This window comes from Nonomuraea sp. IBHARD001, from assembly GCF_056106265.1.
Genome location: NZ_JBWBBW010000002.1, coordinates 6,961,761 through 6,981,372, shown reverse-complemented (window position 1 = coordinate 6,981,372; position 19,612 = coordinate 6,961,761). Strand labels below are relative to the sequence as shown.

The following is a 19,612-nucleotide window of genomic DNA, read 5'->3' as shown; positions in this document are numbered from 1 at the left end:
GGATGACCACAAGCTGATCACCAAAACGCCCAAACAAGGCATGTAGTGAAATTTGTGGCTAAATAGGCATCTTCTATGACGTTGATTGGGAAATCAGATAGTCGGCGAGCTCCGCCGGTCTGGCCAGCATCGGCATGTGCCCGGAGGCGATCTCGTCGGCGGGCACGCCGGGCAGCCGCTCGGCCAGGACGGCACGCACGAACGCGGGCGGGAAGAGGCGGTCGCGCGTGCACACGAGGAACCTCGTCGCCACCTCCGGCCAGGCCGTGACCGGCCAAGGCCGCTCCATCGGCGTACTGGACTGATCCTTCTCCGTGCGCGAGACCGCGGCGGCCAGCGCGCACTCCACGTCGTGGTAGAAGCAGTCGTCCATCTCCTCCGGCGTCAGCTCCGACTCGGCCGCGAACTCCTTGCGCGCGGTTTCGAGGCCGGTGTTGCCCCACCAGTCGCCCGGTGCCTCGCCCGGCGAGCCGATCATCGCCGTCACCAGGACCAGCCGATCGACGGGCAGTCGCTCGCACACCAGGGGAGCGGTGAAGCCGCCGAGCGAGTGCGCCACCACGACCAGCGGTCCCTCCTGGCGCTCGGCCGCGACGGCGACGGCCGCCTCGGCATAGTCCTCGAACCCGGCCCCGTCGTCGTCGCACGGCAGGTCGACGGGCAGTGCCTGATGTCCACGCCGCCGCAGCTCACCGGCCAGCGGCTCCCAGTACCACGCGGTGCACCCGGCACCTGGAATCAATAGAAATGCTGCCATATTTGAACGATAGTTCGATAGACCGACAAAACCCTGGGCATCACGCCCGTACCCCGCTACGCTCCTTACACTTCTGAGCGGGAAAGGCGTGGCGTGAGCACCAAGGGCATCAAGGGCACCAAGAACGTGGGGCGGTGGCTGCCCGCTTACCTGGTGCTGGCCGTAGTGTGGGGCAACTCTTTCTTCTTCATAAAGAACGCCGTCGCCGAGATGCACCCGCTGCAGGTCTCGCTCACCCGGATGGCGATCGGCACGACCGCGCTGGTGCTGGTGCTGGTCGCCACCCGTCAGGCCCTGCCGCGCGACCCCAAGCTCTGGGGCCACTTCCAGGTCGCCTCCGTCGTCCTGACCACCCTGCCCTTCACCCTCTTCGCGTACGGCGAGCAGTACGTCTCGTCGGTCGTGGCCGCGATCTGGAATGCGACCACGCCGCTGTGCACCCTCGCCTTCACCCTGCTGCTGCGCAGCGAGAAGCCGACCGGCGGCAGGATGGCCGGTCTCGGGCTCGGCTTCGCCGGGGTCATGGTGGTGCTCGGCGTGTGGCAGCCGCTGGAGGGCGGCCAGGTCGCGGGCAGCCTCGCCTGCTTCGGCGCGGCGCTGTGCTACGGCATCGGCGGTTCCTATCTGGGGAGGTTCGTCACCGGCAGGCGCAGTGAGCCGCCGGTCGTGCTGGCGACCGGGCAGTTGCTGAGCGGGACCGTGCAACTGCTGGTCATCACGCTCATCGCGGGTGTCGCCGTGGTTCCGGCGGATGCCTCGGCGACGGCCTGGTGGAGTGTCGCGGCGCTCGGCGCGTTCGGGACCGGCTTCGCCTATCTGCTGCTGTACCGGGTGCAGAAGCTGGCTGGCGTGACCACCACCTCGACCGTGACGTATCTGCTGCCTGTCTTCGCCACCATCTCCGGCGTGCTGATCCTCAACGAGCACATCGCCTGGAACCAGCCCGTCGGCGCGATCGTCATCCTCGCGGGCATCGCGATGACCCAGGGCGCCCTGCGGCTCGGACGTCGCGACCGGACGCCCGAGACGGCGACGCACAGGTAGGCGGGCCCTCAGCGGCGCACCGCCGTGAGGCACTGCGCGCGTGCGGCGTCCAGATGCGGCACGAGCAGGGCCAGCGCCGCCGGCTCGTCGGCGGCCGTGAGGGCGTTGAGCAGCCTGCGGTGCTCGTGGTTGTCGGGCGGCATCGACGTGGCACGGCAGAGCGCGTAGCAATAGGCGATCTCGGTGTCGATGCTGTCGTAGGCCCGCACCATCCGCATGCTCCCGGTCGCCTCGATGAGCGCCCGATGCACCAGCCGATCGGCCGCGAGGGCTTCCAGCGTGGAGTCGGCCGAGCCGGTCTGCCGCTCCACCGTCTCCAGGGCGTCGAGCCGATCGACGGCGGCACGCAGGCCGTCCAGCGGGGGCCGCCGTGCGCAGAGCAGGCGCACGGCCTCGATCTCCAGCGCTTCGCGCAGGTCGAAGGCGTCGTTGACGTCGTAGGAGTCGAACTCGCGTACCCGTGCGCCTCGGTGGCGGTCGTGGACGAGCACGCCTTCGGCTTCGAGCTTGGCCAGCGCGGCCCGCACGGTGTGCCTGCCGGCGCCGTACCTCTCCGACAGTTCGGCCTCGCGAAGGGGGCTGCCCGGGTACAGCTCAAGCCGGAGGAGGCGCTTGCGAAGATCCTCGGCGACTACCTCGGCAGCGCTGGCTGCCATCGTCTCGCGCGTTGTCATGCGGACATCTTGACACACAATTATGTGCATCAATATTGTGGCGCAATCGCTGGCCGGCGCTCAGAGAACGAACCCCCCAGGCGCCCTGCGACCACCGCCACGCCCTGGCCCACGGTCGTCCGCCGGTCTAGGAGGGCTGCACACCTTCACCCTGGCCGAGCCCGGCTGGCACTACCGGGGCTACCAGCGGGTCGGCTTCGGCGGCTCCAGGCCGGGCAGTACGATCGCGGCGGCCTGGACCACGTTGCGCACGCTCGGCAGGCAGGGCTACGTGCGGGCGGCGGCGAGCATTCACGGCAGTGCGCGCCGCCTGGCCGAGGGGGTCGGCGGCATCGACGGCCTGCGCGTGGAGGTTCCCCCCGAGGCGGGCATCCTGGTCGTGTTCGCCGATCCGGGGCTGGATCTGGAGTCGGTGTCGGCGGTGATGCTGGAGCGGGCGTGGGACGTCTCGACGGCGCTCCCCCCGCCGTCGCTGCACATTCTGCTCAGCCCGCACATGGAGCACATCATCGATCCGTTCCTCGACGATCTGCGTGCGGCCGTCGCCCAGGTGCGCGAGGAGGGGCCGAAGGCGGCGACCTCGTTCTCCTACGGGGACTGAGGCGGGTCCTGCTCGGGAGCCTCGGGCCGCTTGCGCGTGCGGGCGGCCTTCGGCTTGCCCGCGACGAGCGTGTCGCCTGCCACGGCGGGCTCGGGGACGGCGTCGGCCGGCGGCACGGGGTCGGTGGCCTGGACGGGCTCCGCGGGCTGCTCGCGCGGGGGAGTCGCCGGGGTGTCCCAGGGCTCGCGCAGGGAGGCGATGACCTTGTCGGCCTCGTCGTCTGCGGCGAAGTCGGCCGCCGCCTCGGCCTCGCGGCGGCGGATGACGACCATGTGGTCGACCGACACCCGACCGGCCCCGACGACCGACAGCAGGACGGCGGCGGCGCCGAGCGCGACGAGGAGTTCGATGTCGCCGCCGGTCAGCGGCATGCCGCCGTCACCGGCCGCGACGAGGGTCACGGCGAGCGCCTCCAGGAAGAGGATCAGGCCGAGCACGGACACGACGAGCCCGGCGACGAGCAGCGCGCCGCCGATCAGCTCGGTGAGCATGGTGACGGGCGCCCACACCTTGGGCAGGGGCGCGCCCTGCTGGCTGAACTGGGTCTCGGTCGCGTTGAGGCCCGCTTCGAGTTTGTGCCAGCCGTTGGCGAAGAAGATGCCGCCGACCCCGACACGGGCGGCGAGCGCGGCAAGATCGTGGAGGGTCCGTCTCACGGTATTTGTCTGACCGGTGCGTTTCATTCCAAACCTCACCTGCGTCGGATGAGGACCACCACGGCGGCCGCCGTGAGGCCGAGCAGGACGACGCTCACCAGGATGGTCGTGTGCAACGCGTGCACGAAGGCCCAGCGTGCGGCGCCGAGCAGGGAGTCGCCGGTGGGCCCGCCGAGATGCCTGGCGACGCCCGCCGCGCCCGCCAGCGACTGGCGCGCCTGCTCCATCGAGGGCGCGGGCACACCGGGCACCGCCTTCAGCGCGGGCGCGTAGACGACCGAGGTGATCGTGCCCAGCACCGCGACACCGAGTCCGGCGCCGAGCTCGTAGGCGGTCTCCTCGATCGCGGCCGCGCCGCCCGCCCGTGACTCGGGCACGGCCGACATGATCGTGTCGGAGGCGGCCAGCAGGGCGACCTGCACCCCGAACCCGATGCCGACGAAGCACACGGCGAGCATCACCGGATGCCCCTCGACCCCCCACGTCAACGTCGGCGCCAGCGACACCGCGACCAGCGCGAGACCGCCGCTCATCGTGGCCCGCAGCCCCACCTTGGGCAGCAGATGCGCGGCCGTCAGCCCGCCGACGATCGCGGCGAGCACGAGCGGCGACATCCGCAGCGCCGCGCCGACCGGACTGTCGCCGAGCACCAGCTGAAGGTACTGCGCCAGCATCAGCTGCAGCCCGACCAGCGCGAACACCCCGAACAGCACCCCCGCGACCCCGGTGCTGAACTCCCGCAGCCGAAACAGCTCCACATCCAGCAGGGGTACGGCGATGCGCCGCTGCCGCCGGGTGAACCACACCAGCAGCGCCACGCCCGCCGCCAGCACGACGACCGCGCCTGGCCGCCCCGAGCCGAGCTCCTTGATCCCGAAGGCCAGCGCGAGCAGGCCGAGCACCGACAGCAGCGCGCTGAGGGAGTCCCACGGCTGGCCGCGGCGCTCGCGCGAGTCGGGCAGCAGCCTGACGGCGGCGGGCAGCAGCACGGCCAGGATCGGCACGTTGATCAGGAAGACCGCGCCCCACCACAGGTGCTCGACCAGCAGCGCGCCGATCAGCGGCCCGATGGCCGCGCCCGCCGCGGCGACCGAGCTCCACACGCCGAGTGCGATGGCCCGTTCGCGGCGGTCGATGAAGACCTGCCTGATGATCGACAACGTGGCCGGCATGATCATCGCACCGCCGACGCCGAGCATGGCCCTGGCCACGATGAGCGCGAACGGCGTCGAGGCCGCCGCGGCCGCCGCCGAGGCGATCCCGAACAGCACGAACCCGGCCAGCACCAGCCGCTTCCTGCCGTAGCGGTCGCCCAGCGTGCCGAACGTCAGCAGCAGCGGCGCCACCACCAGTGAGTACACGTCGATGATCCACAGCAGCTGGGTCGAGCTCGGCCTGAGCGCGGCGGTGAGCGCGGGCACGGCGATGTGCAGGACGGTGGCGTCGACGGTGATGAGCAGGAGGCTGAGGCTGAGCAGCACGAGAACGGACCACCGGCCTGCCCGGTGCTCCTGGGTGGCACGCCGCGTGGCTGACGCGGTCTCGATCCCGAGGAGGGTCATGTGCCGGGTCGAGCCCGCACGAACATGCGTGGCAGCTTAGGCGATGCCGTACCCCCTGACACGGGTATCGGGGGAACGGATGTGCGTGCCGTACCTCTCTAGAGAGATACAGGCATATGTCCCGATCTAGGAAAGTTGTCGTGCGGAACAGACCATGGCGAACGTGGGGAACGAAGCGCAGGACTCGCCGCCGTCTCCCCGCGACCCCGACAATCCCCGGGAATGGTGCGTCCTGGCCGTCGACCGGCTCGCGGGCGAGCGGCCGGAAGCCGCACTCGACGCCGCGCTGAAGGCGGTCGAGCTCGACCCCTCGGGGGAGTGGGGCCATCGGCTGGCCAGCCTGGCCTGGGAGCGGCTGGGCAAGGACCTCGACGCGCTCGCCTCGGCCGAGGCCGCAGCCAGGCTCGCACCCGGCTCCTGGAGCGCCAGGCTCAGGCTCGGCGCGGTCCTCAAGCGGGTGCCCGGCCGCTGGTACGCCGCCACCTCGGAGGCCGCCATCGCCGGGCGCTTCGCCCCCGAGGAGCCCGACCCGCACGCCCTCGCCGGGGACCTGGCCCTGCTGCGCGGCGAACTGCGCCGGGCCGAGGCCGCCTACCGTGCCGCCCTGCGCCTCGACCCCGCGCACCCGGCCGCCCGCGTCAACCTCGGCCTCACCCTGCTGCGCTGGAGCAGGCCGCGCCCGCACCACGACCCCGCCTCGCTGCTCGAACCGCGCGAGACCGGCAGGGCCAGGCGCTCCCTGGAGGTGTGGTCGCGCCAGATGCTCATCCTGCTCGCCCTCACCATGGCGGGCGCGGGCGTCGCGGCCATCGGGTACGGCAAGGCGGTCGAGGCCAGGGCGGTCGAACTCGGCGTGCTGCTCGCCCTGCTCCCGCTCACCGCGCGCCAGGCCGAGCGGATCAAGGTGTGGCGGCACCTGCCCTCGATGTTCGGACGCGACCCGTGGCTCGGGGCGACCGTGACGATCACCGTGGTGGTGGTCGTCTCGTTCGCCGTCGCGCTCGCCCTGCCGTTCCGCAGCGCCGGCTGGGCGGGCCTGGCCGGGATCGTGGTGCTCAACGGACCCGTTCTGCTGGCCGTACGCGTGCTGGCCGAGGCGTGGCGTGGGCGTCCGATCCCGGCTCTGACGGAGTTCGCCAAGGTGGGGGGTGAGCGGATCGCCAGGCGCAACGCCGGGGTCACGCTGTGGGTGCTGCTCGGGCGTGCCTGGTCGGGTGTCGCGCTGGTGACCGTGCTGGCGCTGGCCGTCGACGCCAGGCTCGGCCTGCTCGCCGCCGCGCTGCCGTACCTGGTGTGGTGGGCGGGGCGGCGCGGGCGTGCGGGGGCCGGGGACAGGTGGCTGGGCGCGGCGGCGGTGGCGCTGGTGCTGGCGGCGCTCGCGGCCGTGACGGGCGGCGCGCTGGCCGTGGCAGGCGTGCCTTCGGCCGATGAGGCGCTGGTGCGGGCCTGGCGGGTGGCGGCGGCGGCGCTGGGCGCGGTGGTGCTGGTGGCGGCGGTGCGCGGGGCGCGGGCGTGGTGGAGGGGCGCGCCCGGCCCCTGGCGTGCCTCGCTGCTGATGGCCGAGGCCAGGGCCGCGCCCGGCGACGTGCGCTCGCCCGTCGGGCTGAGCGGAGAGGTGCGTCAGGCCTTCACCTACGCCAGGGAGGTGGTGCTGGCGTGCGCCGATCCGGCGGGGCCGCGCGCGCTGGCCGTCGGCGCGGTCACCTCGGTCAGTCCGGCCGGTGAGCTGCGGCTCAATGCCGACGCCGACGCCTGGGACGCCGTCGGGCGCGATCCCCGTGTGGCGCTGTTCGCCGCCGACCCGCTGCACCGCAGGTTCTGGGTGGAGATCAGGGGCGTCGCGCTGCCCGACCCCGAGGCCGAAGTGCTGCGCGTGACGCCCAAGCAGGTGCTCGTGGGACAGTACCCGGGGCGGCACCAGCGACGCTGACCCGGACAACTGAACAGCAGCGTGTCACAGACGCCCAATTGCCGTCCCGGTGCGGTATAACCAGGGTCGGACCGGGGAGGCGTGATGCGGGACTCCGACAGGGCCCGACCGGCGGGGCGTGCCGCCGCACGGGATCTGTTTGAACAGGTGCGGTTGCGTTATTTCCAGCTACCGCCGGTGGCCCGCAGGGTGATGCACGTCGCGGTCCTGGTCGGCTCGGTCGGCATCGGCGCCGCTCTCGGCTGGGACCTGCTCAAGACGTTCCTGCTGACCCTGCTCGCACTCGGGTTCGTCGCCCTGACGCTGAGGTTCCCCCGCGCGGCCGCGACCGCGCTGGTGCTGATGGGGTGGGCGTTGCTGCTGCCCCTGTTCATGGGCGTGTTCGGGTCGCAGTCGCTCGCGCCGACGCTGCTGGTGCTGCTCGGCCTGCTCGTCGCGGGCGCGGCGCACCTCGTCCGGTGGGTGCCGCCCTGGCTGACCGCGCTGATGGCGCTGGCCGCCGCGGCCGTGCTCGCCTTCGCGCTGTCGCCGCTCTCGCCCGCCGCCGCCCTGTGGGGCGCCTACGGCGCGGCGGCGGGCGTGCTGGTCTACAGGTTCGTCGTCGCACGCCGGGCCAGGGCCGCACTGCACGAGGAGGAGCCGGTCAGGATGCGGGTACGCGAAGGCGGCCCCGAACGCCAGGCCGAACGCGCGTCGGCACCGCCGCCGATCTCGGTCGAGGACGCCCTGGCCGAGCTGGAACACATGATCGGCCTGGCCCCGGTCAAGGAGTCGGTGCGATCGATCGCCGCCTCCATCGAGGCCTCCAGGCTCCGCGCCGAAGCCGGGTACCAGGCGGGCACCACGACCAGGCACTTCGTCTTCGTCGGCCCGCCCGGCACCGGCAAGACCAGCGTCGCCCGCACGCTAGCCAAGATCTTCTATGCGTTCGGCCTGCTGGAGACCCCCTACGTGGTGGAGGCGCAGCGGGCCGACCTGGTCGGCGAGTTCCTCGGCGCGACGGCGATCAAGACCAACGAGCTGGTCGACCGGGCGCTGGGCGGCGTGCTGTTCATCGACGAGGCCTACAGCCTGATCAACTCCTCCGACGGCCAGCCCGACAGGTTCGGCGCCGAGGCCGTGCAGACGCTGCTCAAGCGGGCCGAGGACGACCGCGACCGGCTGATCATCATCCTGGCCGGATACGAGCAGGAGATGAACGGCTTCCTCGCCTCCAACCCGGGCCTGTCCAGCAGGTTCGCCACCCGTGTGCGCTTCCCCAGCTACTCGCCCGCCGAGCTGGTCGACATCACCGCCCTGCTCCAGCGCGGGCGCGGCGACCGCATGGCCAGGGAGGCGGCGCCCATGCTGCTCGGCCGCTACGAGGACGTGCAGCGCAGGGGCCTGGTCGACGAGCTGGGCAACGCCAGGTTCGTCCGCAGCCTGGTCGAGGCGGCGGCGCAGGCCCGCGACGTGCGTGTCGTGGGCGCGGGCGGCACGCCGACGACCGAAGACCTGGTCACCACGACGGCCGCCGACCTGACCAAGGCGTGGGGCGAGCTGACGGCCAGGTTCAGCGGCTACCAGGCCACGCCGACGATCGAGGAGGCGCTCGCCGACCTCGACCGCATGGCCGGGCTCGAACCCGTCAAGCGCCAGGTGCACGCCATCGCCGCCCAGCTCCAGGTGGCCAGGATGCGTCAGGAACGCGGCCTGCCCACCCCGCCGCAGATGCGGCACTTCGTCTTCACCGGCCCGCCGGGCACCGGCAAGACCACCGTGGCCAGGGTGCTCGGCCGTGTCTTCGCCGCGCTCGGCCTGCTGGCCAGGCCCGACGTCGTGGAGGCGCAGCGGGCCGACCTGGTCGGCCAGCACCTCGGCGCGACGGCGATCAAGACCAACGAGCTGGTCGACCGGGCGCTGGGCGGCGTGCTGTTCATCGACGAGGCCTACAGCCTGGTCAACTCCGGTTACTCCGGCGGCGACGCCTTCGGCGCGGAGGCGGTGCAGACGCTGCTCAAGCGGGCCGAGGACGACCGCGACCGGCTGGTCATCGTGCTGGCGGGCTACGAGCGCGAGATGGACGGCTTCCTCGCCACCAATCCCGGCCTGTCCAGCAGGTTCAACCAGCGGGTGAAGTTCCCCAGCTACTCCCCGGCCCAGCTCGCCGAGATCGCGGTGCTGCTGGCCGACAAGTCGGGCGACCGCTTCGACGACGACGCCCGCAACGACCTGGACGAGGTCTTCCGCTGGGTCTGCTCCGAGCGGCTGATCGACGGGCTCGGCAACGGCAGGTTCGCCAGGTCGCTGTTCGAGCGCGCCGCGATGCGCCGTGACGTGCGGCTGGCCGGGCTCGGCGGCTCCGCCAGCTCCGACGAGCTCACCACCATCACCAGTGAAGACGTGCGCGCGGCCGTCGACGAACTTTCCGGACGGTAACCACACCCCTCTTTGGTACTCGCCTACCCGGCGATGATTACATGGTGTAGCAATATGGCTACGTTGTGTGGTCGTCGGAGGGGGGACGATGGCGGGCTTTCTGTTCCGCAGGCTGCTGAACTACCTGGTGCTCATCGTCGTGGCCTCAAGCCTGGCCTACATGCTGGCCGCCAGTGCGCTCGATCCGCGTTCCAACTATGCCGACCGCACGCCCAAGCCGCCGCCCGCCGTGGTGGACGCGCAGCTGACGGCGCTCAACCTCAACGACAACACGCCGCTGTTCGAGCGCTACCTGACGTGGGCCGGAGGCGTGATACACGGCGACTTCGGCAAGACCGTCACCGGTAGTTCGGTCAACGAGGACATCGCACGCAGGGTCGGTGTGACGCTGCGGCTGATCCTCATCGGGCTCTTCCTCGGCAGCATCACCGGCGTGCTCATCGGCGCCTATGCGGCCGTCAGGCAGTACGGCTGGTTCGACCGGCTCTCCACCGGCATCTCCTTCGCCGTGCTCGCCATCCCGACCGTCGTGCTGGCCAACATGCTGATCATCGTGGCCACGTGGGCCAACACCAATGTCTTCGGCTCGCAGGTCCTGCTGGTCAGCGGTGAGACCACGCCCGGCCTCGACGCCGGGTTCTGGGGCTCGCTCGTCGACCGGATCCAGCACCTGGTGCTGCCGACGATCTCGCTCTCGCTCGGCCTCGTCGCCGTCTACAGCCGCTACCAGCGCAACATGATGCTCGACGTGCTCGGCGCCGACTTCATCCGCACCGCGATGGCCAAGGGGCTGAGCAGGCGCAAGGCGCTGACCAAGCACGCGTTGCGGACGGCGCTGATCCCGGCGGTGACGTACTTCGCCTTCACCTTCGGCTCGCTGGTCACCGGCGCGACCTTCACCGAGAAGATCTTCGGCTGGCACGGCCTGGGTGAGCAGCTGGTCAACTCGATCTTCACCAACGACGTCAACACGGTCGCGGCGATCAGCTGCCTGACCGCGTTCGCCGTCCTGGTGGCCTCGCTGGCCGCCGATGTGCTGCATGCCGTGCTCGACCCGCGCGTGAGGGTGGGGTGATCCCGTGACGCTTCCCGAGGAGCAGCTCGCCGAGGAGCTGAACGTCGTCGAGGACGAGGTGAAGGCGCCCTCCAGGCTGCGCGTGGTCGGTGGGCGTTTCTTCGGCTCGACGCAGGGGCGGGTCGGGTTCCTGCTGCTGGCGCTCATGTTCGTGCTGGCGTTCGTCGGGCCGCTGTTCAGTCCGTGGACCTACACCGACAAGGACTTCACCGCCTTCCTCTCGCCGCCGTCGTCGCAGCACTGGTTCGGCACGCTGCAGACCGGCGCCGACGTCTACGCGGTGACGCTGCGCGGCATGCAGAAGTCGCTCATCGTCGGCCTGCTGGCCGCCGTCATCTCCACGGCGCTCGCCGCGGTGGTCGGGGCCTTCGCCGGGTACTTCCTCGGCTGGACCGACCGCACCCTGACCTGGGTGACCGACCTGCTGCTCGTGCTGCCCGCCTTCCTCATCCTGGCCATCATGTCGCCGCTGTTCGGCGACGGGCAGTGGCTGCTGTTCGTGCTGATGCTGGCGCTGTTCCTGTGGATGGTGACGTCCAAGATCGTGCGAGGGATGACGATCTCCTACAAGCAGCGGGAGTTCGTCCAGGCCGCGAGGTTCATGGGCGTGTCGCCGGTGAAGATCATCTTCCGGCACATCATCCCCAACCTGTCCTCGCTCCTCATCGTCGACGCCACGCTCAACGTCAGCGCCGCCATCCTGACCGAGACCTCGCTGTCGTACTTCGGCTTCGGCATCCAGCCGCCCGACGTCTCCTTCGGCACGCTCATCGCCGACGGCTCCAAGACGGCCGTCTACGCCCCGTGGACGTTCTGGTTCGTCGCGGGCCTGCTGGTGCTGACCGTGCTCGCGGTGAACCTGATCGGCGACGCCCTGCGCGACGCCTTCGACCCCACGTCGAAGAGGAACAAGTGAGCGAACCCGTCCTGGAGGTCACCGACCTCAACGTCTCCTTCGGGCCCGTGCACGCCGTGCGCGGCGTCTCCTACAGCGTGCGACCGGGCGAGGTGCTCGGCATCGTCGGCGAGTCGGGGTCGGGCAAGTCGGTCACATCGGCCGCCGTCATGGGCCTGCTGCCGCCCAGCGCCACCGTCACCGGCTCGGTCAGACTGCACGGCAAGGAGCTCATCGGCGCACCCGAGCGCAGCCTGACCGCCTTCAGGGGCAAGACCATCTCCATGGTCTTCCAGGACCCGCTGTCGGCGCTCACACCCGTCTACCGGGTGGGCGACCAGATCGCCGAGGCCGTGCGCATCCACCAGAAGGTCGGCAAGGAGGAGGCGGCCAGACGGGCCGTCGAACTGCTCGACCTGGTCGGCATACCCAACCCCGGCCAACGGGCGCTGGCCTTCCCGCACGAGTTCTCCGGCGGCATGCGCCAGCGCGCCGTCATCGCGATGGCCATCGCCAACGACCCCGACGTCATCATCTGCGACGAGCCGACCACCGCGCTCGACGTCACCATCCAGGCCCAGGTCCTCGAAGTGCTCAAGACCGCACAGCGCGAGACGGGCGCGGGCATCGTGATGATCACCCATGACCTCGGGGTGGTCGCCGGCTTCGTCGACCGCGTGCTCGTCATGTACGCGGGGCGGCCGGTCGAGGTGGGCGGCGTCGACGACATCTACTACCGCATGCGCATGCCGTACACCGTGGGGTTGCTCGGCTCCATCCCGAGGCTGGACCAGGGCGACTCCCAGCGGCTGGTGCCGATCGAGGGCAACCCGCCGTCGCCGACCGCGCTGCCGCCCGGGTGCCCGTTCGAGCCGCGCTGCCCGATGGCCGTCGACGCCTGCCGTGACGCCGAGCCGCCGCTGCTGCCGGTCGGGCCCGGGCACGAGGCGGCCTGCATCCGCTCGGCGGAGGTCACGCCCGGGCCGGTGGGCAGGCACGAGGCCGTGCCCGAGGCCGAGCCGCTGCCCCGCGAGCGCGCCGAGCGTCCCGTGGTGCTGGAGGTCGACGGGCTGGTCAAGCAGTACCCACTGATGAAGGGCGCGGTCTTCAAGCGCAGGGTCGGCACCGTCCAGGCGGTGGCGGGCATCAGCTTCGACGTACGGCAGGGCGAGACGCTCGGCCTGGTCGGCGAGTCCGGATGCGGCAAGACCACGACGCTGATGGAGATCCTGGAACTCGTCAAACCGCAGGACGGCCGGATCGTCGTGCTCGGCCGCGACACCGCTGCGCTGGGCGGCGCCGACCGCATGGCCGTCAGGCGTGACATGCAGGTCGTTTTCCAGGACCCGCTGGCCTCGCTCGACCCCCGTATGACCGTCTACGACCTGCTCGCCGAGCCCCTGCGTACCCACGGCGTGCGCAAGCCTGGCGCCAGGATCAACGAGCTGATGCGCCTGGTCGGCCTGGACACCGCCTACGCCGCCCGCTACCCGCAGGACTTCTCCGGCGGCCAGCGCCAGCGCATCGGCATCGCCAGGGCCCTGGCACTCGAACCCCGCCTGGTCGTGCTGGACGAGCCGGTCTCGGCGCTCGACGTGTCGATCCAGGCCGGTGTGATCAACCTGCTCGACTCGCTGAAGGCCAGGCTCGGCCTGTCCTACCTGTTCGTGGCGCACGACCTGGCCGTCGTGAGGTACATCGCCGACCGCGTGGCCGTCATGTATCTCGGCCGGATCGCCGAGATCGGCGACGTCGACGAGGTCTACGACGCGCCCATGCATCCCTACACCCAGGCGTTGCTGTCGGCGATCCCGCTGCCCGATCCGGCGCTCGAACGCTCACGGCGCCGCATTCTGCTCGAAGGCGACCTGCCGAGCCCGGCCGATCCCCCCTCCGGATGCCGGTTCCGCACGCGCTGTCCGAAGTTCAGGACCCTCACCGAGCAGGAGCGCACCCAGTGCGTGGAGGTCGAGCCCGACGTCCGACCGCTCGGCGATGACCACGGCGTGGCCTGCCACTACGCCGAGAAGCTCGAAGTTGTCTAGGAGGAAGACGTGAACAGATCCCGGCTCGCCATGGCCGTCGTCGTGGCCGGATCGCTGGCCCTGGCGGGGTGCGGCGGCGGTTCAGGAGAGGGCGGCTCCAGCGGAGGGAGCGGCACGGGCACCGGGCCCGGCGCCACGGTCAAGGCCTTCGACATCAACCTGAAACCGCGCGACCAGGTCAAGGACGGCGGCACGCTGCGCTGGGGGCTCAACGAGTTCCCCACCCAGTGGAACAGGAACCACGTCGACGGCAACCTCGCCATGGCGGCCAAGGTCAGCGACGCCCTGCTGCCGACGGCCTTCCGCTCCAACGAGAAGGCGGAGATCGCCCCCAACACCGACTTCGTCAGCGACGCGAAGGTGACGGCGACCTCGCCCAAGCAGGTCGTCACCTACACGCTGAACCCGAAGGCGAAGTGGTCGGACGGCGCGGCCATCACCTGGGAGGACTACCGGGCCCAGTGGGAGGCGATGAACGGCAAGAACGCCGACTTCCGCACCGCCACCACGACCGGCTACCAGGACATCGAGAGCGTGGCGCAGGGGTCGGGGCCGTACGAGGTCGTGGTCACCTTCGCCAAGCCGTTCGGCGACTGGCAGTCGCTGTTCGGCCCGCTGCTGCCGAAGTCGGCGAACACCTCGCCCGACGCCTTCAACAACGCCTGGCTGAACAAGATCCCGGTCACCAGCGGCCCGTTCAAGTTCAAGGGCTTCGACCAGACCGCCAAGACGATCACACTCGTCCGCGACGACGCCTGGTGGGGCGACAAGGCCAAGCTCGACCAGATCATCTTCCGCGCCTCCGAGCAGGACTCGCTCATCGGCGCCTTCAGCAACGGCGAGCTCGACGTCACCGACGTGGGCCCGTCGGCGCCCGACTACGCCAGGGCCAAGGCCACGGCGGGCGCCCAGGTCAGGCAGGCGGCCGGACCCGACTTCCGGCACTTCACCTTCAACGGCTCGAGCGACCTGCTCTCCGACGTCAACGTACGCCAGGCCATCCAGCTCGGCATCAACCGCCAGGCCATCGCCCAGTCCGACCTGCAGGGCCTGGACTGGCCGATCGTGCTGCTGAACAACCACTTCTTCATGAACACCCAGGAGGGCTACCAGGACAACGCCGGAGAGCTCGGCGTCTACAACCCGGACAAGGCCAAGCAGATGCTCGACGCGGCCGGGTGGAAGCTCAACGGCACCGTCAGGCAGAAGGACGGCAAGCAGCTCAACGTCAGGTTCGTGGTGCCGTCGGGCGTGCAGCTCAGCAAGTCGGAGGGTGAGCTCACGCAGAACATGCTCGCGCAGATCGGCGTGAAGCTGACCCTGCAGGCCGTGCCGAGCGACGACTTCTTCACCAAGTACGTCATTCCCGGCAACTTCGACATCACGCCGTTCGCCTACATCGGCACGCCGTACCCGGTCTCCAGCAGCTACGGCATCTACGCCAACGCGGCCACGGACTCCAAGGGCGACAAGCAGTGGAACGCCAACTTCGGGCGGACCGGCTCGGCCGAGATCGACGCGGCCATGCAGAAGGCGGGCGGCGCCCTGGAGATCGGCACCGCGCGCACCGACACGAACGCCGCCGACAAGCTGATCTGGCCCGAGGTCAACGTGCTGCCGCTGTACCAGAGGCCGCAGAACGTCGCGACCAAGGACACGCTGGCCAATATCGGTGCCCGCGGCTTCTACGACTTCCGCTACCAGGACATGGGCTTCACCGGCTGAGTCCGGTTGAGTCCGGCTGAGTCCGCACGCGTCACGAGGCCCCGGGAGCACCACGTCCCGGGGCCTCGCCCTGTCGGTGGTCCTGTCGGTGGCACGGTGTAGAAACGGATACCGTGAACGCACAGCTGACGTGGTCCCAGATCCTGGCCTGGCGGCTCGGCCGCCAGCACGTGAGCGGCGCCGACGGCACGAGCGCCGTCGAGGTCGCCCGCAGGCTGTGCGGGGTGCAGGCCCAGGTCGCCTCCTCCGCGCGACAGGCCGTCGCGATCAGGCAGGCCGCCCCCGACCCCGGCGAGGTCGAACGCGCGCTGTGGAGCGAGCGCACGCTCACCAAGACGTGGATCATGCGAGGCACCCTGCACCTGCTGCCCTCCGACCTGCTCGCCGACCACTGCTCGGCGCTCGGCACGCTGCGCGCGTGGGAGAAGGGCGTGTGGCAGCGCGGCCACGGCGTCACCGCGGCCGAGATCGGCGCGATCATCGAGGCGGTGCCCGCCGCGCTCGGCAGCGGCTGCCTGACCCGTGAGGAGCTCGTCGACGAGGTCGTGCGCGTGACCGGCGACGCCCATCTGCGTGAGGCGCTGACCTCGGGCTGGGGCGCGCTGCTCAAGCCGCTCAGCCGCCTGGGCGAGCTGTGCTACGGGCCGCCGCGCGAGGGCAAGGTCACCTTCACCTCGCCACGGCACTGGCTGCCCGCCTGGCCCACCGACCCGCCGCCGCCCGAGGAGGCGGGCCCGAGGGTGGCCCGCGCCTTCCTCGCCGCGCACGGCCCCGCCACGCCCGAGATGTTCGACAAGTGGCTGTTCGGCGGCGTCGCACGCAAGGCCGTGCTCAAGGGCTGGTTCCGCGACCTGGCCCCCGAGCTGACCGAGGTCGAGGTCGAAGGCACGACGCTGCTCGCCCTCACCGAGCACCTCGACGACGTCGCCGCCGCGCGGCCGTCGCGTGAGGTGCACCTGCTGCCCGGCTTCGACCAGTACATCCTCGCGGCCCCCCGTGACCTGGAGGCGCTCGTCCCCGCGGCGGTGAAGCCGAGGGTCAGCCGGGCGGCCGGGTGGATCTCGCCCGTCGTGGTGTTCGAGGGACGGGTCGCGGGCGTGTGGGAGCCCAAGGGCGGCGAGGCCGCGGTCGAGCTGTTCGAGGAGGTGCCGGGCGACCTGCTCGACGCGGCCAAGGCGCGGATGGCGGCGGTGCTCGCTGGGTGAGGGGGGTCAGAGTTTGAACGTGACGTTCTGGCCCGGCCGGAGCTGGGCGGCGATCGGCAGGTCGGCCGTGCGGACGACGGCGACGACCGGGTAGCCGCCCGTCGGCGGGTGGTCGGCCAGGAAGACGATCGGCAGGCCGTCGGGAGGCACCTGGACGGCTCCGGCCACCATGCCCTCGCTCGGCAGTTCACCCGTCCGGGCGCGTTCCAGCCGGGGACCGCGCAGCCGTACCCCCACGCGGTTGCTGTCCTGCGAGATCGTGTACGGGCCCGCGGCGAGCGTGGCGAGGGCCGAGGGGGTGAACCAGTCGTCGCGCGGACCACGGGTGAGGCGCAGCACGGGGGCGCGGGGCGGCGGGGGAGGGGCGAGGTCGGCGGTGATCGCGGAAAGGGGCGTGCCGTCGCCGACCGGCAGCAGATCGCCCGCGCGCAGGGGAGCGGGGCCGAGCCCGGACAGCGAGTCGGTCGAGCGGCTGCCCAGCACCGGTTCGACGGCGATGCCACCACGCACCGCCACATACGTCCGCAACCCGACGACCGGCGCGCCGAACTCCAGCACCACGCCCTCGGCCCCCCAGAACGGTGCGAAAAGCCCCGCTCCCGGCGCCGAGACCACGCAGGGCGCGCCGGTCACCGCGACCCAGGCGGGAGCGGTGAGACGCAGCCTGGCCCCGCCCAGCGTCAGCTCCAGGCCCGCGCAGCACTCGGCATTGCCCACCAGCCGGTTGGCCAGCCGCAACGCCGGAGCGTCCGCCGCGCCTGACGCGGGCACGCCCAGATGGGCATAGCCGGGCCTGCCCAGGTCCTGCACGGTGGAGTACGGGCCAGGCGCGAGCACCTCGATCATGCGGCGGCCGCCTCGAACCGCACCCGCACCCCGGGCCGCAGCAACGCGGGCGGATCGGCGCGCACGTCCCACACCCGCCGCGCCGTGCGCCCGAGCAGCCGCCACCCGCCGGGCGAGGCCGAGGGGTACACGGCCGAGTACGGCCCCGCCACCGCGACCGACCCGGCGGGCACCGACGTGCGAGGCGTGGCCAGCCTGGGCAGGTGCAGGGCGGGGTCGAGGCCGGTCAGGTACCCGAAGCCGGGCGCGAACCCCATCCAGCCGACGAGCAGCTCGGCGCCGGTGTGCCTGGCGACCACCTCACCCGTGCTCAGCCCGCTCAGCCTCGCCACCTCCTCCAGGTCGGCCCCGTCGTAGACCACGGGCAGCGTCACCACCGCACCCGCCGGACGCCCGTCGCCCTCCTCGCCCGACCCGGCCACCTCCAGCAGGCCGGCGAGCGCCGTACGCAGCCGGTCGAGCGCGACGCCCGGCGCCACCACCAGCACGCTCGCCGGGCCGGGCACCACCTCGACGACCCGCGCCAGCGCGCCCGAACCGGCCCGTACCAGGGCGTCGAGCCGATGCGAGAGCGCGAGCGAGCCGGTCTCGACGAGCAGGGCGTGCTCACCGGCGTCCCTGATCGCGCTCACGCGAAGGCCCGCACGGACACGCCCGCCGCCTCCAGCTCGTCGCGCACCGCACGGGCCAGCCGTACGGCGTCGGGTGTGTCGCCGTGCACGCAGATCGACCTGGCCGAGACCGCGAGCACACTGCCGTCGGCCGCCGTCACCGCGCCCTCGACGGCCATGCGGACCGCGCGCGCCGCCACCTCGGCCGCGTTGTGCAGCACCGCACCCGGCTCCCGGCGCGGCAGCAGCGCACCCGAGGGGGTGTAGGCCCGGTCGGCGAACGCCTCGGCCACCGTGGGCACGCCAGCGTCGGCGGCCACCGCGTGCACGGCCGAGCCGGGCAGCGTCAGCACCGGCAGCGTCGCGTCGTAGTCGACGACCGCGTCCAGCACCGCCCTGGCCTGTACGGCGTCGCGGCAGATGCGGTTGTAGAGCGCGCCGTGCGGTTTGACATAGGCCACCCTGCCGCCCATGGCCCTGGCGATGCCGTCGACGGCGGCGAGCTGGTAGAGCACCTCGGCGCACAGCTCCTCCGGCTCGACGTCCATCTCACGCCTGCCGAAGTGGGCCAGGTCGCGGTAGGAGACCTGGGCGCCGATCGCCACGCCCCTGTCGACGGCCGCAGCGCACGTGCGCCTGATCGTCACCGGGTCGCCCGCGTGGAAGCCGCAGGCGACGTTCGCGCTCGTGACGATGTCGAGCAGGGCCAGGTCGTCGCCGAGCCGCCAGATGCCGAAGCCCTCGCCGAGGTCCGCGTTCAGGTCGATCACCATGGTGCCCATCATCGCGGTGCGCTCAGCGCGGCGCCACGAACAGGGTCTGCGTGGCGACGCCGAGTCGCCCTTCGGTGTCGTGGAGCGTCGTCGTGGTCAGGCCGCGACCGGCGGGGCCGATCACCGTCTCGGCGTCCAGGCGCATCCACTCGCCGACGGGAGCGCGCAGCAGCGAGATCGTCAGGTCCACATTGGCGAACAGATGGGTGTCGAAGCCCACGGCGAAGCTGACGCCGTTGCCGCTGTCGGCGAACAGCACCAGCCGTTCGAGCGGTGTGATCTCCTCGCCCTCGACCAGCGGCACGCCCACCCGGCCCCACACCACGGCGGGCCCCACGGCCATCGGCGTGCCGGAGACGAAACGCCAGTCGGTCGCCCTGCCGTGCCCGAACCCGGTGGCCAGCCACGAGGAGGCGACCTCGTCGGTGGGCGGCGGCACGGGCCCGGGAGGCGGCCCGAGCTCGGAGGCGGGCGTCGGGCTCTCGCGGATACGCCACGCGGTGGCCCTGGCGTGCTCACGGCCGTCCGACGACACGGTGGCCGCCAGGCACTGCACCCGCTTGCCGTCCCGTACGACCTCGGTGGCGACCGTGATCTCGCCCAGCGGCACCGGCCCGAGCACGTCGACGGCCAGCCGGGCGAGCGCGAGACCCGGCCTGGGCGCCGTCTGCTCCAGCTCGTGCACCAGCAGGGCGCTGACCGGCCCCATGTGCTGCTTGGCCGGATCCCACGGGCCTTGGGCGTGCTCGGTGGCGAGATAGCGCCCGCCGCCCAGCGCTCGATACATCGACATGG

General features: G+C 71.6%; 17 protein-coding genes. 9 read left to right on the top strand and 8 right to left on the bottom strand.

The annotated features are described in order from the left end of the window. Positions 1-73 precede the first annotated feature (73 nt). A complete protein-coding gene (locus ACTWNK_RS33360) occupies positions 74-757 on the bottom strand; it encodes an alpha/beta fold hydrolase (protein ID WP_474308890.1) in 684 nt (227 codons plus the stop codon). A 93-nt stretch (positions 758-850) separates the two neighbouring features. Between ACTWNK_RS33360 and ACTWNK_RS33355 the strand changes: the two genes are divergently transcribed. Beyond that, positions 851-1,801 (top strand): DMT family transporter, encoded by a 951-nt coding sequence (locus ACTWNK_RS33355; protein ID WP_474308889.1) that lies wholly within the window; start codon positions 851-853, stop codon positions 1,799-1,801. An 8-nt stretch (positions 1,802-1,809) separates the two neighbouring features. Here the strand turns inward: ACTWNK_RS33355 and ACTWNK_RS33350 are convergent, their stop codons facing one another. Continuing rightward, a complete protein-coding gene (locus ACTWNK_RS33350) occupies positions 1,810-2,475 on the bottom strand; it encodes a GntR family transcriptional regulator (protein WP_474308888.1) in 666 nt (221 codons plus the stop codon). 37 nt (positions 2,476-2,512) lie between these two features. Between ACTWNK_RS33350 and ACTWNK_RS33345 the strand changes: the two genes are divergently transcribed. Then, positions 2,513-3,076, top strand: coding sequence for a hypothetical protein (locus ACTWNK_RS33345; protein WP_474308887.1), 564 nt, complete (start codon positions 2,513-2,515; stop codon positions 3,074-3,076). On the opposite strand, the gene ACTWNK_RS33340 is transcribed toward ACTWNK_RS33345, so the two are convergent. Both ACTWNK_RS33340 and ACTWNK_RS33335 read right to left on the bottom strand, forming a co-directional pair. Continuing rightward, entirely contained in the window at positions 3,064-3,732 is a 669-nt protein-coding gene (locus ACTWNK_RS33340; RefSeq protein ID WP_474308886.1) for a DoxX family protein, read from the bottom strand. The two genes, ACTWNK_RS33345 and ACTWNK_RS33340, sit on opposite strands and share 13 nt — an antisense overlap. A 35-nt stretch (positions 3,733-3,767) precedes the next feature. Then, positions 3,768-5,294, bottom strand: coding sequence for an MFS transporter (locus ACTWNK_RS33335; protein WP_474308885.1), 1,527 nt, complete (start codon positions 5,292-5,294; stop codon positions 3,768-3,770). Between the two features lie 154 nt (positions 5,295-5,448). Between ACTWNK_RS33335 and ACTWNK_RS33330 the strand changes: the two genes are divergently transcribed. The 7 genes from ACTWNK_RS33330 to ACTWNK_RS33300 all read left to right on the top strand — a co-directional run bounded on the left by ACTWNK_RS33330 (position 5,449) and on the right by ACTWNK_RS33300 (position 16,587). Continuing rightward, positions 5,449-7,224 (top strand): hypothetical protein, encoded by a 1,776-nt coding sequence (locus tag ACTWNK_RS33330; RefSeq protein WP_474308884.1) that lies wholly within the window; start codon positions 5,449-5,451, stop codon positions 7,222-7,224. Positions 7,225-7,308: 84 nt separating this feature from the next. Then, positions 7,309-9,642, top strand: a complete 2,334-nt coding sequence (locus tag ACTWNK_RS33325) for an AAA family ATPase (protein ID WP_474308883.1) — start codon at positions 7,309-7,311, stop codon at positions 9,640-9,642. 88 nt (positions 9,643-9,730) lie between these two features. Further along, positions 9,731-10,717 carry an ABC transporter permease gene (locus tag ACTWNK_RS33320; RefSeq protein ID WP_474308882.1) on the top strand — a complete coding sequence of 329 codons (987 nt, stop codon included), beginning with the start codon at positions 9,731-9,733 and terminating at the stop codon, positions 10,715-10,717. A gap of 4 nt (positions 10,718-10,721) precedes the next feature. Beyond that, positions 10,722-11,633, top strand: a complete 912-nt coding sequence (locus ACTWNK_RS33315) for an ABC transporter permease (protein ID WP_474308881.1) — start codon at positions 10,722-10,724, stop codon at positions 11,631-11,633. Beyond that, entirely contained in the window at positions 11,630-13,657 is a 2,028-nt protein-coding gene (locus tag ACTWNK_RS33310) for a dipeptide ABC transporter ATP-binding protein (protein ID WP_474308880.1), read from the top strand. The genes ACTWNK_RS33315 and ACTWNK_RS33310 overlap by 4 nt, the downstream gene beginning before the upstream one ends. Before the next feature lie 9 nt (positions 13,658-13,666). Next, the gene (locus ACTWNK_RS33305) at positions 13,667-15,382 is read left to right on the top strand and encodes an ABC transporter family substrate-binding protein (protein ID WP_474308879.1); all 1,716 of its coding nucleotides are present in this window, start codon (positions 13,667-13,669) and stop codon (positions 15,380-15,382) included. A 113-nt stretch (positions 15,383-15,495) separates the two neighbouring features. After that, entirely contained in the window at positions 15,496-16,587 is a 1,092-nt protein-coding gene (locus ACTWNK_RS33300; protein WP_474308878.1) for a winged helix DNA-binding domain-containing protein, read from the top strand. A gap of 6 nt (positions 16,588-16,593) precedes the next feature. Here the strand turns inward: ACTWNK_RS33300 and ACTWNK_RS33295 are convergent, their stop codons facing one another. Genes ACTWNK_RS33295 through ACTWNK_RS33280 form a run of 4 tightly spaced genes read right to left on the bottom strand, consistent with a single transcriptional unit; the run spans position 16,594 to position 19,610 of the window. Further along, a complete protein-coding gene (locus ACTWNK_RS33295) occupies positions 16,594-17,433 on the bottom strand; it encodes a 5-oxoprolinase subunit C family protein (RefSeq protein WP_474308877.1) in 840 nt (279 codons plus the stop codon). Then, positions 17,430-18,065: a 5-oxoprolinase subunit B family protein gene (locus ACTWNK_RS33290; protein ID WP_474308876.1), complete on the bottom strand. Its 636-nt coding sequence runs from the start codon at positions 18,063-18,065 to the stop codon at positions 17,430-17,432. The genes ACTWNK_RS33295 and ACTWNK_RS33290 overlap by 4 nt, the downstream gene beginning before the upstream one ends. Further along, positions 18,062-18,817: a LamB/YcsF family protein gene (locus tag ACTWNK_RS33285; RefSeq protein ID WP_474308875.1), complete on the bottom strand. Its 756-nt coding sequence runs from the start codon at positions 18,815-18,817 to the stop codon at positions 18,062-18,064. Before ACTWNK_RS33285 ends, ACTWNK_RS33290 begins: the two co-directional genes overlap by 4 nt. A gap of 22 nt (positions 18,818-18,839) precedes the next feature. Then, complete coding sequence (locus tag ACTWNK_RS33280) at positions 18,840-19,610, bottom strand: thioesterase family protein (RefSeq protein WP_474308874.1); 771 nt, start codon at positions 19,608-19,610, stop codon at positions 18,840-18,842. Positions 19,611-19,612 lie beyond the last annotated feature (2 nt).

Excerpts from the sequence above, each read along its gene's own strand:
- ACTWNK_RS33335 (WP_474308885.1), bottom strand. The coding sequence starts at position 5,294 with ATGACCCTCCTCGGGATCGAGACCGCGTCAGCCACGCGGCGTGCCACC.
- ACTWNK_RS33280 (WP_474308874.1), bottom strand. The coding sequence starts at position 19,610 with ATGTCGATGTATCGAGCGCTGGGCGGCGGGCGCTATCTCGCCACCGAG.
- ACTWNK_RS33350 (WP_474308888.1), bottom strand. The coding sequence starts at position 2,475 with ATGACAACGCGCGAGACGATGGCAGCCAGCGCTGCCGAGGTAGTCGCC.
- ACTWNK_RS33320 (WP_474308882.1), top strand. The coding sequence starts at position 9,731 with ATGGCGGGCTTTCTGTTCCGCAGGCTGCTGAACTACCTGGTGCTCATC.
- ACTWNK_RS33325 (WP_474308883.1), top strand. The coding sequence starts at position 7,309 with ATGCGGGACTCCGACAGGGCCCGACCGGCGGGGCGTGCCGCCGCACGG.
- ACTWNK_RS33285 (WP_474308875.1), bottom strand. The coding sequence starts at position 18,817 with ATGGTGATCGACCTGAACGCGGACCTCGGCGAGGGCTTCGGCATCTGG.
- ACTWNK_RS33295 (WP_474308877.1), bottom strand. The coding sequence starts at position 17,433 with ATGATCGAGGTGCTCGCGCCTGGCCCGTACTCCACCGTGCAGGACCTG.
- ACTWNK_RS33330 (WP_474308884.1), top strand. The coding sequence starts at position 5,449 with ATGGCGAACGTGGGGAACGAAGCGCAGGACTCGCCGCCGTCTCCCCGC.
- ACTWNK_RS33360 (WP_474308890.1), bottom strand. The coding sequence starts at position 757 with ATGGCAGCATTTCTATTGATTCCAGGTGCCGGGTGCACCGCGTGGTAC.